The following is a 12,719-nucleotide window of genomic DNA, read 5'->3' on the forward strand; positions in this document are numbered from 1 at the left end:
CGCGTCCGGGGATCACTATTCCCGCAGTTCAGGAGAGTTCATACGGCCTTAACGGCCGAGGGCGGGGACGGCCCCGCACACCCCGTACGGTTGAATGTGTAAGCAACCCGCACGCGTCTCCCGTAGGCAGGCACCACCTCCATGAACGTCACCCGAGGCTTCTCCGGGCGGCCACGCGTCGACAACCCCGGGCTGCCGCCCGGCCAGTACGACGCGGGCGACGACTGGCCCGTCCTGTCCGCCGAGGTCACCCCCGACCTCGCGCCCGCGGACTGGACCTTCCGGATCGACGGCCTGGTGGAGCGGCCGCGGACCTGGGACTGGGACGCGGCGCACGCGCTGCCCGGCTCGGTCTACGAGGGCGACATACACTGCGTGACCAGCTGGTCCAAGTTCGGTGTGCGCTTCGGCGGGGTGTCGCTGGACGCCTTCCTGGAGGCGGCCGGACCGCTGCCGTCCGCGACCCATGTCGTGGCGTACGCGCACACCGGCTACACCACCAACCTGCCGCTCGCGGACGTGACCGGCGGCAAGGCGTGGATCGCCTGGGAGTTCGACGGGCAGCCGCTGGCGCCCGAGCACGGCGGCCCGGCCCGGCTGCTGGTGCCGCACCTGTACTTCTGGAAGAGCGCCAAGTGGATCGCGGGCCTGCGCCTGCTCGACCACGACGAGCCGGGCTTCTGGGAGCAGAACGGCTACCACCAGCGCGGCAACCCCTGGGAGGAGCAGAGGTTCTCCGGTGACTGACACGACCTACGCGCCCCTGACCCGGTTCGCGATCCCCGGCCGGATCTCCGTGCCCACGGACGTGGCCACCGCCTGGCAGACCGCCACGCTCACCGAGATCCGTCGCGAGACCCCGCGCGTGGCGACCTTCCGCTTCGCGGTGCCTGCCTGGGCCGGCCATGTGCCCGGCCAGCATCTGCAACTGCGGCTGACCGCGCCGGACGGCTACACCGCGCAGCGCCACTACTCCCTCGCCTCCGCGCCGGACGGCAGCGGCCATGTCGAGCTGACCCTCGACCACGTCGTGGGCGGCGAGGTCTCGGGCTGGTTCCACACCGAGGCCCGCCCCGGCGACACCGTCGAGGTGCGCGGCCCGCACAGCGGGTTCTTCGCCTGGCCGGGCGACCGGCCCGCGCTGCTGATCGGCGCCGGCTCGGGTGTCGTACCGCTGATGTCGATGCTCCGCCACCACCGGGCGCAGGCGCTCGACGTGCCGCTGCGGCTCGTGGTGTCGGCGCGCAGCCCCGAGGACCTCATCTACGCGCGTGAGTACGGCGCCGAGACGCTGCCCGTGTTCACCCGCAGCGCTCCCGAGGGCGTGCCGGTGGGGCGGCTGACCGGTGACCATCTGGCGGGGTTCCTGGCCGATGCGCCCGCCGGCGGCTGGGAGGCGTACGTCTGCGGCTCGAACTCCTTCGCCGAGCACGCCTCGCGGCTGCTGGTCGCGGCCGGTCAGCCGGTGGACCGCATCCGCATCGAACGCTTCGGCTGAGCCGCGGCCGGTCCGACCGGCCGTTTCCGGCCGACCTCCTGCGTCGTTCCCCCCTCGCGGTGAACGACGCGGGCCGTTCGGGGTACGCGTGGGGTGAGGGCACTCCGCGTCCCCGGCGAGGAGGTCGGCATGCGTAGCGGGCGGTGCGACTGGCGATGGCGGCCGAACGAACTGCGCCGCCGCTCGGACGTCGTCGAAGCTTGGACCGTGCTGGCCGTCGCCGTGCTGCTGCTGATCGGCTCTCCCCTGGTGGGCTTCGCGGCGGGCTGGTGGGCGTACAGCGACGCGAGCGCCCACGCGGACGCGCTGCGGGCGGACCGGCACACCGTACGGGCCGAGGTCCTCGGCGAGGCCCGGGCGGCGGTGCCGTCGGTGCAGGGCGGCCGTCCGGTCACCCAGCGGGTCATGGTGCGCTGGACCGACGAGGACGGCTCGGCGCACACCGGCAGGGCCGCGATCCCGGCCGAGGCCCGCCGCGGCGACGTGGTCGATCTGTGGCTGGACTCCCGCGGCCGGGCCGTCCCGCCGCCGCCGGACGACTCCGTGGTGTGGCAGCACTCCCTCGCGCTCGGCATCTGCGGCACGGCGGGCGCGGCGTCCGTGGTGCTGCTCGGCCATTCCGTCGTACGCCGCTCGGCGGAGCGGCACCGGCTGGCCGAGTGGGAGCGGGACTGGGCGCGCACCGAGCCGCAGTGGACCCGGCGCCGGGCGTGAACCGCGGGGGCGGCAGCGTCGAAAGCCCGCCCGTCGGACAGGCTCTGGCGGCTGTGCACGCTCCCACGTACGGTGTGATCGATCATCGACTCCTAGCTAGGGCGGTCCCGCATGGCCTTGTTCGACCTTCCTCTCGACGAGCTCCACGAGTACCGGAGCACCTCTGTGGCGCCCGAGGACTTCGACGCGTTCTGGGCCAAGACCCTTCAGGAGACGCGTGAGTTCGACCTGGACGCGACGTTCGAGCCGGTCGACACCGGCCTGTCGGCGGTGCGGGTGTACGACGTGACGTTCGCCGGGTTCGGCGGCCACCCGGTGAAGGGCTGGCTGCGGCTGCCCGCGGCGACCGAGGAACCGCTGCCGCTGGTCGTGGAGTTCGTCGGCTACGGCGGCGGGCGCGGGCTGCCCCACGAGAACCTGCTGTGGGCGGCCAGCGGCCGGGCGCACTTCGTGATGGACACCCGCGGCCAGGGCAGCGCCTGGGGCGGCGGCGGTGGCACGGCCGACCCGGTGGGCGGGGCGCCCCAGTACCCCGGCTTCATGACCCGGGGCCTCGACGCCCCCGAGAACTACTACTACCGGCGGGTGTTCACCGATGCCGTGCGCGCGGTGGAGGCGGCCCGTTCGCACCCGCTGACGGACGCCTCGCGGACCGTGGCGCTCGGCGCCAGCCAGGGCGGCGGCATCTCCATCGCGGTTGGCGGTCTGGTGCCCGACCTGGTGGCGGTGGCGCCGGACGTGCCGTTCCTGTGCGACTTCCCCCGCGCGACGACACTGACGGACCGTCACCCCTACCGTGAGATCGGCCTGTACCTCAAGACGCACCGCGGCCGCACCGAGGACGCGCTGCGCACGCTGTCCTACTTCGACGGGGTGCACTTCGCCGCGCGCGGCCGGGCGCCCGCGCTGTTCTCGGTGGCGCTGGAGGACCAGACGTGCCCGCCGTCGACGGTGTTCGCCGCGTTCAACGCCTGGGGCGCGGACGACAAGGCCATCGAGGTCTACGACTTCAACGACCACGAGGGCGGCGGACCCTTCCACGAGGCGGCCAAGCTGCGCTGGCTGCGGTCGTACGCCTGAGAGCGCGACCATACGGTTTCGGCCGAACCGGCGGGCCGCCCTTCCCTGGTGGTTTAGACCAATGCTAGATCTGGTGGCACAATGAGCCCGCACGGCTACGGTACGTCACCACAGGAGGCGCGGCATGGCCCGCACCACCCCGCACGACTCTCCTCCCGCAGGGGAACCGCTCTACCAGCGCATCGCGACGGAGCTGCTCGGCGAGCTGCGCGACGGCACGGTCCCGCCCGGCGAACGACTGCCGGGCGAACGGCAGTTGGCCGAGCACTTCGGCGTCAGCCGGGAGACGGTACGGCAGGCGCTGGAGCTGCTGCGGCGCGACGGGCACGTCGCCACCGACCGGCGCGGCAGCCACGCCACCCTGCCCGCCGCGCCGGTCGAGCCGCCCTCCGCGCTGGCCTTCCCGGTCGGCTCCCGCGACCCCGGCGGGCCGGGCGCCGCCGACCGGGCCACCGTCACCTGGGAGGCGCCTCCGCCGGCGCACGCCGAGGCCCTCGGACTCGCCCCGCACCGGCCGACCCTGGTCCACCGCTACGAGTCCGCGGGCAGCGGCGGACACGGCCGGCGCACCGCGGTGACCTCCTTCTCGGCCGTGGCGCTCGCCGAGGTCGAGGAGCTGGCCCGCTACCGCTACCGCGCGGACGGCACCTGCGCCGCCCAACTGCGGCGCGCCTACGACTGGATGCGCCGGGCGGGACTGACCCTGCACCACCGCGACAGCATCACCCCGCTCCCGGACACGCCGTCGGTCCGGGTGACCCGGCTGGTGCACGACCAGTACGCGCGGCCGCTGGAGATCACCGACCTGGTGGTGGACGCCCAACAGGACGCGCTGGTCTACGAGTTCACGGTGCCGGCGGCGGGCTGACCCGGGGCGCGCCGTCCGGTTCGCGCCGGGCCAGCACCAGCCGGACGCGGGGGCTGCCGTCGTGGCGCCGCCCGAACTCGAGCAGGTCGGTCAACTCGACCCGGAAACCGGCCCGTTCGAGCTCGCGGGTGACGTCTCCGAGCCGGAAGGTGCGGTAGTACATCACGAACGGAGGCCGCCACAGCGCATTGCGCACCCGCATCACGGCGTCGAAGCCGAGCAGCATCCAGTACGCGCGTGTGCCCGGGCGGGGCGGCGCGACGACCGGGAAGGCGAAGCATCCGCCGGGCCGCAGCACGGCGTGCACCTCGGCGAACAGTCCGGGCAGCTCACGGGGCAGGAAGTGCCCGAACGCGCCGAAGCTCACCACCAGGTCGAAGGCGCGCCCGAACGGCAGGGCTCGCGCGTCGGCCCGCACCCAGGCGAGCCGTGGCCCGGCCGCCCGCACCCGGCGCCGGGCCACGTCGAGCATCCCGGCACTGAAGTCGACCCCGGTGACACTGCGCCGGCACACTCCGGCCAGCGCGCCCGTCCCGGCACCCGTGCCGCAGCACAGATCGAGCCCGTCGTCGTAGCCGCCCTCGCGGCGCAGCGCGGTCGCGACCGACCGCAGCACCGAGTCCGGTGTGCGGAAGGGGGTGTGGTCGAACTTCGGCGCGAGCAGGTCGTAGCCGCGCTCGACGGACGACAGGGCCTGTACGGCGAGTTCGCGGAAGGTGGGGCCTTCGGGACTGAACATCCCCGTCAGCGTAGACCGGTCATCCCAGCCGCACCGGGAGGGCCCGCACGCTGTTGCCCACGAAGCTGGAGTGGCGGGTGAGGTCGCTCTCCGGGACCGCGAGGTCCAGGTCGGGGAAGCGGGTGAACAGCCGCTCCAGCGCGATGCCCGCCTCCAGCCGGGCCAGTGGGGCACCCAGGCAGTAGTGGGCGCCGTGCCCGAGCGAGAGATGCCGTACGGCGTCGGGGCGGCGGGGCCGGGTGACGTCGAAGCGGTCGGCGTCCGGGCCGTGCACGGAGGCGTCCCGGCCGGCCGCGGAGTAGCCCGCGAGGACGGGCGTGCCGCGCGGGACGACCGTACCGCCGACGGCGAGATCACGGACCGGGTAGCGGAACGGGAAGTAGCTGACGGGGGCGTCCCAGCGCAGGGTCTCCTCGACGACGTCGGCCCAGTCCGCCTCGCCCTCGCGGACCAGGCCGAGCTGGTCGCGGTGGCCGCACAGGGCGCGTACGGCGTTGGTGATCAGGTTCAGGGTGGTCTCGTGCCCGGCGATGATCATCAGCACGAGGGTGCCGATCAGCTCCTCCTGCGAGAGCCGGTCTCCGTCCTCCTCGCGGGCGGCGATCAGGGCGCTGGTCAGATCGTCGCATGGCGACTGGGCCTTGGCCGCGGCGATCGCGGCGAGGACGGCGACGAGCTCACGGTTGGCGGCGACGGCCTGTTCGGGGGCGATGTCGGTGGCGACCACCTGGCTGGACAGCCGGTGCAGCCGGTCGCGAAACTCCGGTGCGACGCCCAGAAGTTCGCTGATCACGCCCATCGGCAGCGGCAGCGCGAAGTGACGGCGCAGATCGGCCACTCCCCCGCCGTCGGCGGCCGCGTCCGCCAGGTCGTCGAGCAGGGTCTCGGTCAACTCCTCGACGCGAGGCCGCAGTTCCGTCACGCGCCGGGCGGTGAACGCGCGGCTGACCAGGGAGCGCAGCCGGCGGTGGTCGTCGCCGTCGGCGGTGGTCATGCCACGCACGGTGGCGAAGGTGGCGAGCGGCCAGCCCTCGGGTATGCGGCCCTCGGTGAGGGCGGTGAAGTGCCTTGCGTCCTTGGCGACTTCGGGGTGGGCGAGGAACTCCTTCAGCGCCTCGTGCCCGAGGACGGCCACGCCCTCGATCCCGCCGGGCAGTTCGACCGTCGCGAGGGCGCCGTGGGCGAGGAGCCGGGCGTTGTCCGCGTGCGGGCAGCCCCCGGCGGGGTCGAGGCGATGAGGTGTGACGGGCGAGACAGTCACCGGCGAACTCCTTTTCGAGTGAGCGCATGGTACGGTGCAGGCAGCACTTGTGTACGCCCCGTCCGGGGCGCGGGTGCCAGTTTCTTCTCGGTACACCGACCAGCCCGTCCGCACGGACCGGCATCCGGTTTCCCAGCACACCTCGTGACCAGGGCTTTTCCTGCCGGGCTTTTCCTGCCGGGCTTTTCCTGCCGTGCGCCAGGTGTCGTTCCTTCGCCGCCTCCGGGCGAGCGCCTCTCCCCTTCCCCACGCATGCCTCATGCCGCCGTCCGCGAAAGGACCGCCTCTCATGACCACCACCATCGAACACCCTCCTGTCCGGCAGTCCCCGGCCCGGCTCTGCGTAGGCGTCCTGGACGTCGACGGCAACGGGAAGGGGCATCTGAGGCCCCTGGACTGCCTCGCCACACCCGCCGACCCCCAGGTCCCGGCCGCCCTGATCCGGCGTCACGGCTTGCGCAAGGGCGACGTCGTCGAGGGTCTCCTCGGCGACCGGCAGGCCCTCGCCGAGGTCGGGCTGATCAACGGCCGTCCGCCCGAGGAGCTGAGCGGACGGGCGCGCTTCGGCGACCTCACCCCGCTGCACCCGCGTGAGCGGCTGCGCCTGGAACACCCCGCCTCCGGACTGTCCGGCCGGATCCTCGACCTGCTCGCGCCCGTCGGCAAGGGGCAGCGCGGGCTGCTCGTGGCGCCGCCCAAGACGGGCAAGACCGTACTGCTCCAGCAGATCGCGGCCGCAGTCGCGGGCAACCATCCCGAGTGCCGGCTGATGGTCGTGCTGCTCGACGAACGCCCCGAGGAAGTCACCGACATGCGGCGCTCGGTGCGCGGCGAGGTGTACGCCTCGACCTTCGACCGCACGCCCCGGCAGCACATCGCGCTGGCCGAGCTGGTCGTGGAGCGCGCCAAGCGGCTGGTGGAGGCGGGCGAGGACGTCGTCATCCTGCTCGACTCGCTGACCCGGCTGTGCCGGGCGCACAACAACGCGGCCGCCTCCGGGGGCCGCACCCTCAGCGGCGGTGTCGACGCGGCCGCGCTGCAGGGGCCCAAGCGGTTCTTCGGCGCGGCGCGCCTGGCGGAGGAGGGCGGTTCGCTGACCATCCTCGCCACGGCTCTGGTGGAGACCGGGTCGCGCGCCGACGAGTTCTTCTTCGAGGAGCTGAAGAGCACCGGCAACATGGAGCTGCGGCTGGACCGTGAGCCCGCCTCCCGCCGGGTCTTCCCCGCCGTCGACATCCAGCGCTCCGGCACCCGCCGTGAGGAACTCCTCTTCGGCCCGGCCGAGACGGCCGCTGTGCGCGCCCTGCGCCGGGCCGTCACCACCCGCGACGGCCACACGCACCTGGAGACCCTCCTGGAGCGCCTGCGGGCGACCCCCGACAACGCGACGTTCCTGCGCCGCGTCCTGCCGACGCTGCCCACCGACCAGGAACCGTCGACCAGGTCCAGTGCTTAGGGCATCCGGGTGCTCGCGTGCGTCGCACGGCGAGGGCAGCACGGTGTGGCGGGGGCGCGTTCCTAGGTTTCTTGTATGAAGATCGGATCATCCTCTTTCAGCTCCCGGTCGGCTGTGTCGGCCTGCGCGTTGTGCGTCACGAGCCTGCTCATGCTCGGCCCCGTCGCGGCGGCCGTCCCGGCCGGGACGGACCCCGGCGCTCCGGTCGGGCCTCGGTCCTCCGCGCCCCGGGCGTCCCTGCTGTACCGCTCGGGCACACAGGTGCGGCCGGGCTCCGGGGCACCGGAGGTGCCGGACGTCTCCGCCCTGTCCTGGGTGGTGGCCGACGCCGGCAGCGGCGCGGTGCTGGCCGCGCACGACGCCCACCGCAGGCTGCCGCCCGCGAGCACCCTGAAGACGCTGTTCGCCCTCACCGTGCTGCCCGCCCTGCCCGCGGGCCTGCGGCACCGGGTCCGGGAGGAGGAGCTGGCAGGCATCGGGGCAGGCAGCAGCCTGGTCGGCGTGGCCGAGGACCACACCTACCGGATCGCCGACCTGTGGCGCGGCGTGTTCCTCAGCTCCGGCAACGACGCGGTGCGCGTGCTGGCCTCGCTGGGCGGCGGCTGGCGCACCACCGCCGCCCGTATGCAGGACAAGGCCCGCGCCCTGGGCGCCCGCGACACCCGGGTGCTCTCGCCCGACGGATACGACACGCCGGGCCAGGTGTCGTCCGCCTACGACCTCGCGGTGTTCGGCCGGGCGGGGCTGCGCAACGCCGACTTCGCCCGGTACTGCGGCACGGCCGAGGCGAAGTTCCCGGGCCGGGGTGGCGGATGGTCGTACGACATCCAGAACACCAACCGGCTGCTGACCGGCGCCGACGGAGTGGACCGCTATCCCGGGCTGATCGGGGTGAAGAACGGCTACACCACCAACGCCGGTCACACGCTCGTGGCCGCCGCCCGCCGGGGCGGGCGCACCCTGGTCGTCACCGTGATGAACCCGCAGTCGGGCGGCGGCTTCACCGTCTACGAGGAGGCGCGCTCACTGCTCGACTGGGGGTTCGAGGCGGCCGGGCACGTCGAACCGGTCGGCTCGCTGGACGCGTTGAAGCCACGGCCGCACCCCGGCCCGCGGGCCAAGCCCGCGGCGGTGGCGGCGGCGGTCGCTCCCGCCCCGTCCGGCGGCGGGGCACCGGCCTGGCCGGCGATCACGGGCGCCGCCGTCCTCGGCGCGGCCCTGACGGCCTGGGTGATCCGGCTGCTGAACCGCCGCTCGGCGGCACGCGGCTGACCGGCCGGCAGCCACAGCAGCAGGCCGAGCCGATCCAGGCGTAAGCGTTGGCACCGAGGAAGCCGTCGCCGCCGGACGCGTCGTCCGTCCAGAGCCACACCACGCTGGTGCACAGCACCGCGTACAGGCCGGCCGCGCCCCGGGCCCGGCCGGCCCCGTCCGGCACGGCGAACGCCGGGAGCAGGGTGTGTGGGGCGGCTGGCGGGACAGTCGCGCAGCCCGGTGCCGATCAGCCGCTGGGACCGGCCTACTGGGACCGGCCGCCTTCAGAAGATCGACAGGCCGGTGAGGGTGGTGAATCTGTCCAGGGCCGCCACCCCTGCCACCGAGTTGCCTCTCTCGTCGAGCCCCGGGCTCCACACACAGATGGTGCAGCGGCCCGGCACCACCGCGATGATGCCGCCGCCCACCCCGCTCTTGCCGGGCAGACCCACCCGGTAGGCGAAGTCGCCCGCGGCATCGTACGTGCCACAGGTGAGCATGACGGCGTTGACCTGCTTGGCCTGGCTGCGGGTGAGCAGGCGGGTGCCGTCGGCGCGGACGCCGTGGCGGGCGAGGAAGGCGGTGGCCAGGGCGAGGTCGGCGCAGGAGGCGCGCAGGGAGCACTGGCGGAAGTACTGGTCCAGCAGCTCCGGGACGGGGTTGTCGATGTTGCCGTACGACGCCATGAAATGGGCGAGGGCGGCGTTGCGGTCGCCGTGCGCGGACTCGGAGGCGGCGACCTCATGGTCGAAGTCGAGGTCCGTGTTGCCGCTCTCGGCGCGCAGGAAGGCGCGCAGTTCGTCGGCCGCGTCGCCGCTACGGGTGTGCAGCCGGTCGGTGACGACGAGCGCGCCCGCGTTGATGAACGGGTTGCGCGGGATGCCGTTCTCGTACTCCAGCTGGACCAGGGAGTTGAACGGGTTGCCGGACGGCTCGCGGCCCACGTGCTCCCACAGCTCGTCGCCCTCGCGGGCCAGGTCCAGGGCGAGGGTGAAGACCTTGGTGATGGACTGCGTGGAGAACGGCTCGCGCCAGTCGCCGACGCCGTACACCGTGCCGTCCACCTCCGCGACGGCCATGCCGAAGCGGCGCGGGTCGCAGGCGGCGAGCGCCGGGATGTAGTCGGCGGGGCGGCCCCGGCCGGGGGTGTGCTCGATCTCCTCGGCGATCCGCTCCAGGACCGGCTGGAAGAACAGGGACGATGACGCGACGGGCATGATCACCATTGTGCCTCCGGGCCGGTCCTGGCGCGCATCCGCGGCTCAGGCGAGGGGCGAGCCGTTGCCGGCGACGACCTCCGGCCGCAGCAGCGCGGCCAGCCTGTCGGCGGGCAGCAGGCCCTTCTCCAGCACGAGTTCGGCGACACCGCGGCCGGTGACGAGGGCCTCCTTGGCGATGTCGGTGGCGGCGGTGTAGCCGATGTGCGGGTTGAGGGCGGTGACCAGGCCGATGGAGTTCTCCACACTCGCGCGCAGCGCCTCGGTGTTGGCGGTGATGCCGTCCACGCAGCGCTCGGCGAGGGTCACGCAGGCCCGCTGCAGGTGCGTGATGCTCTCGGAGAGGGAGTGCAGGATGATCGGCTCGAAGGCGTTCAGCTGGAGCTGGCCGGCCTCGGCGGCCATGGTGATGGCCACGTCGTTGCCGATCACCTCGAAGGCGACCTGGTTGACGACCTCGGGGATGACCGGGTTGACCTTGCCGGGCATGATCGACGAACCGGCCTGCACGGGCGGCAGGTTGATCTCGCCGAGACCCGCGCGCGGGCCGGAGGACAGCAGCCGCAGGTCGTTGCAGCTCTTCGACAGCTTGACCGCGATCCGCTTGAGCACACCGGACATCTGCACGAACGCGCCGCAGTCCTGGGTGGCCTCGACCAGGTTCGCGGCGGTGACCAGCGGCAGGCCGGTGATGGCGGAGAGGTGACGGCGGGCGGCCTCGGCGTATCCGGCGGGGGCGTTGAGGCCGGTGCCGATGGCCGTGGCGCCCAGGTTGATCTCATGGATCAACTCGACGGCCTCGTCAAGACGGTTGCGATCCTCGTCAATCATGACGGCATAGGCCGAGAACTCTTGACCGAGCGTCATAGGGACCGCGTCCTGCAACTGTGTACGGCCCATCTTGAGCACATTGCGGAACTCGACGGCCTTGCGGGCGAACGAGTCCTGCAGTACAGCCATCGCCTTGAGCAACCCGCGCACCGCGAACACCGTCGCCACCTTGACGGCGGTCGGGTAGACGTCGTTCGTCGACTGCCCGAGGTTGACGTCCTCGTTGGGGTGCAGGTACCGGTACTCGCCCTTGGCGTGTCCGAGCAGCTCCAGCGCCCGGTTGGCGATGACCTCGTTGGCGTTCATGTTCGTCGAGGTGCCGGCGCCGCCCTGGATGACGTCGACGACGAACTGGTCGTGCAGCTTGCCGGCCCGGATCTCCTGGCAGGCGGCGACGATCGCCCGCGCCTTCTCGGGAGCCAGCAGCCCGAGCTCCTCGTTGGCGAGAGCGGCGGCCTCCTTGACGGCGGCCAGGGCGTCGATCAGGTGCGGGTACGCGGAGATCGGCGTCCCGGTGATCGGAAAGTTCTCGGTGGCGCGCAGCGTGTGCACGCCCCAGTAGGCCTCGGCGGGAACGTCCCGGTCCCCGAGGAGGTCGTGCTCGCTACGGGTGACGACGGCGGTCATAAAGTGTCTTCTACTTTCTGAATGAGGCTTCGGGGAGCGTCCCCAGGGGCGCGGGGAACTGCGCGACCGGCCACAAGCGGCCGGTGGACCGAAGACGGCCCGCAGTCCCCCTTCGAACCGCGATCAGGACGTCACAGCAACAGGGTCGAGCGCACGCACCGGCCGCACAGAACCCACCGGCACACCCCCACCCAGCAACGCCTCCCCCGCGAACGCCCCGAGCAGCTCGGGGTCAACGCCCGCACGGGCCAACGCCGCCGCGGCCACCGGAATCCGCGCCCGGTTCGCCCCGTCGGCGATCTTCACGGCGACGGCCCGGCCGTCGGGAAGCGCCGCGACCTGAACCCCCTCGAACCCGTCCTTGGCGAGCAGTCCGGGAACGGCCCGCATCAGCGCGGCCACGTCCCGCCCTGCGCCGGACGCCATCTCCGGGTGAGAACGCATTGCGTCGGCGACCCGCGCCTCGGGCGTGCCGGGCGCGGCGGTGGCTATGCGTGCCGCGGCCCGGGCGAGCCCGTGCAGGGAGACGGAGAACAGGGGCGCCCCGCAGCCGTCCACGGTGACCCGGGCGATCCGCTGCCCGGTGAGGTCCTCGACGATCTCGGCGACGGCCTTCTGGAGGGGGTGCCCGGGATCGAGGTAGTCCTCCAGGGACCAGCCGTTCAGGCGGCAGGTGTAGAGCATCGCCGCGTGCTTGCCGGAGCAGTTCTGGGCGAGCCGCGAGGGCCCGCGGCCGTCGCGGATCCAGCTGTCGCGGACCTCGGGCCCGAACGGCATGTCCGGGGTGTTGCGCAGGTCGCCCTCGCTCAGCCCGGCCATGTCCAGGATGCGCAGGGTCCCGGCGATGTGCCGTTCCTCGCCGGAGTGGCTGGCCGCGGCGAGGGACAGCAGCTCGCCCTCCAGCGGCAGCCCGGCCCGGACCATGGCGACGGCCTGGACGGGCTTGAGGGCCGAGCGCGGGTAGAACGCGGCCTCGATGTCGCCGAGCTGGAACTCGACCCGGCCGTCGGCGCCGAGGACGACGACGGAGCCGTGGTGGATGCCCTCGACGACGCCGCCGCGGACGAGGTGGGCGACGGGGGCGTGCAGGGGTTCACGGATCGCGGGTGCGTCCGCGAGGGCGTTGCTGTACATGACTGCCTGGATCACTGGTGGGCGGGTGTCGGCCGGTGCG

General features: G+C 73.1%; 12 protein-coding genes. 7 read left to right on the forward strand and 5 right to left on the reverse strand.

The features are described 5' to 3' along the window. The first annotated feature begins 141 nt into the window (after positions 1-141). From ACIQ6Y_RS16940 to ACIQ6Y_RS16960, 5 genes are all read left to right on the forward strand, one after another. On the forward strand, positions 142-747 hold the full coding sequence (locus tag ACIQ6Y_RS16940) for a sulfite oxidase-like oxidoreductase (RefSeq protein WP_404038829.1): 606 nt from the start codon (positions 142-144) through the stop codon (positions 745-747). Next, positions 740-1,498 carry a ferredoxin reductase gene (locus ACIQ6Y_RS16945; RefSeq protein WP_404038832.1) on the forward strand — a complete coding sequence of 253 codons (759 nt, stop codon included), beginning with the start codon at positions 740-742 and terminating at the stop codon, positions 1,496-1,498. Before ACIQ6Y_RS16940 ends, ACIQ6Y_RS16945 begins: the two co-directional genes overlap by 8 nt. 129 nt (positions 1,499-1,627) lie before the next feature. Continuing rightward, on the forward strand, positions 1,628-2,212 hold the full coding sequence (locus ACIQ6Y_RS16950; RefSeq protein WP_404038835.1) for a hypothetical protein: 585 nt from the start codon (positions 1,628-1,630) through the stop codon (positions 2,210-2,212). A 111-nt stretch (positions 2,213-2,323) separates the two neighbouring features. Beyond that, entirely contained in the window at positions 2,324-3,292 is a 969-nt protein-coding gene (locus ACIQ6Y_RS16955) for an acetylxylan esterase (protein ID WP_404038838.1), read from the forward strand. A 124-nt stretch (positions 3,293-3,416) separates the two neighbouring features. Continuing rightward, positions 3,417-4,160, forward strand: a complete 744-nt coding sequence (locus ACIQ6Y_RS16960; protein ID WP_404038841.1) for a GntR family transcriptional regulator — start codon at positions 3,417-3,419, stop codon at positions 4,158-4,160. Here the strand turns inward: ACIQ6Y_RS16960 and ACIQ6Y_RS16965 are convergent. Both ACIQ6Y_RS16965 and ACIQ6Y_RS16970 read right to left on the reverse strand, forming a co-directional pair. Further along, entirely contained in the window at positions 4,138-4,899 is a 762-nt protein-coding gene (locus ACIQ6Y_RS16965) for a class I SAM-dependent methyltransferase (RefSeq protein ID WP_404038844.1), read from the reverse strand. The two genes, ACIQ6Y_RS16960 and ACIQ6Y_RS16965, sit on opposite strands and share 23 nt — an antisense overlap. A gap of 19 nt (positions 4,900-4,918) precedes the next feature. Beyond that, positions 4,919-6,160, reverse strand: a complete 1,242-nt coding sequence (locus tag ACIQ6Y_RS16970) for a cytochrome P450 (protein ID WP_404038848.1) — start codon at positions 6,158-6,160, stop codon at positions 4,919-4,921. Positions 6,161-6,449: 289 nt separating this feature from the next. Between ACIQ6Y_RS16970 and rho the strand changes: the two genes are divergently transcribed. Then, positions 6,450-7,616, forward strand: a complete 1,167-nt coding sequence (gene rho / locus ACIQ6Y_RS16975; protein ID WP_404038851.1) for a transcription termination factor Rho — start codon at positions 6,450-6,452, stop codon at positions 7,614-7,616. A gap of 75 nt (positions 7,617-7,691) precedes the next feature. Beyond that, positions 7,692-8,888, forward strand: coding sequence for a D-alanyl-D-alanine carboxypeptidase family protein (locus ACIQ6Y_RS16980; protein ID WP_404038854.1), 1,197 nt, complete (start codon positions 7,692-7,694; stop codon positions 8,886-8,888). Positions 8,889-9,154: 266 nt separating this feature from the next. On the opposite strand, the gene ACIQ6Y_RS16985 is transcribed toward ACIQ6Y_RS16980, so the two are convergent. The 3 genes from ACIQ6Y_RS16985 to ACIQ6Y_RS16995 form a co-directional block, all read right to left on the reverse strand. Continuing rightward, positions 9,155-10,096: a glutaminase gene (locus tag ACIQ6Y_RS16985; protein WP_404038857.1), complete on the reverse strand. Its 942-nt coding sequence runs from the start codon at positions 10,094-10,096 to the stop codon at positions 9,155-9,157. A gap of 36 nt (positions 10,097-10,132) precedes the next feature. Further along, the gene (gene aspA, locus ACIQ6Y_RS16990) at positions 10,133-11,545 is read right to left on the reverse strand and encodes an aspartate ammonia-lyase (RefSeq protein WP_404038860.1); all 1,413 of its coding nucleotides are present in this window, start codon (positions 11,543-11,545) and stop codon (positions 10,133-10,135) included. A gap of 123 nt (positions 11,546-11,668) precedes the next feature. Then, complete coding sequence (locus ACIQ6Y_RS16995) at positions 11,669-12,679, reverse strand: asparaginase (protein ID WP_404038863.1); 1,011 nt, start codon at positions 12,677-12,679, stop codon at positions 11,669-11,671. Positions 12,680-12,719: the final 40 nt, after the last annotated feature.

It is taken from the genome of Streptomyces sp. NPDC096205, from assembly GCF_044763135.1.
Lineage (GTDB): Bacteria > Actinomycetota > Actinomycetes > Streptomycetales > Streptomycetaceae > Streptomyces.

What these genes read in the sequence shown, in the direction of transcription:
- ACIQ6Y_RS16955 (WP_404038838.1), top strand. Translation starts at nt 2,324, where the DNA reads ATGGCCTTGTTCGACCTTCCTCTCGACGAGCTCCACGAGTACCGGAGC.
- ACIQ6Y_RS16960 (WP_404038841.1), top strand. Translation starts at nt 3,417, where the DNA reads ATGGCCCGCACCACCCCGCACGACTCTCCTCCCGCAGGGGAACCGCTC.
- ACIQ6Y_RS16985 (WP_404038857.1), bottom strand. Translation starts at nt 10,096, where the DNA reads ATGGTGATCATGCCCGTCGCGTCATCGTCCCTGTTCTTCCAGCCGGTC.
- ACIQ6Y_RS16995 (WP_404038863.1), bottom strand. Translation starts at nt 12,679, where the DNA reads ATGTACAGCAACGCCCTCGCGGACGCACCCGCGATCCGTGAACCCCTG.
- rho (WP_404038851.1), top strand. Translation starts at nt 6,450, where the DNA reads ATGACCACCACCATCGAACACCCTCCTGTCCGGCAGTCCCCGGCCCGG.
- aspA (WP_404038860.1), bottom strand. Translation starts at nt 11,545, where the DNA reads ATGACCGCCGTCGTCACCCGTAGCGAGCACGACCTCCTCGGGGACCGG.
- ACIQ6Y_RS16950 (WP_404038835.1), top strand. Translation starts at nt 1,628, where the DNA reads ATGCGTAGCGGGCGGTGCGACTGGCGATGGCGGCCGAACGAACTGCGC.
- ACIQ6Y_RS16965 (WP_404038844.1), bottom strand. Translation starts at nt 4,899, where the DNA reads ATGTTCAGTCCCGAAGGCCCCACCTTCCGCGAACTCGCCGTACAGGCC.
- ACIQ6Y_RS16980 (WP_404038854.1), top strand. Translation starts at nt 7,692, where the DNA reads ATGAAGATCGGATCATCCTCTTTCAGCTCCCGGTCGGCTGTGTCGGCC.
- ACIQ6Y_RS16940 (WP_404038829.1), top strand. Translation starts at nt 142, where the DNA reads ATGAACGTCACCCGAGGCTTCTCCGGGCGGCCACGCGTCGACAACCCC.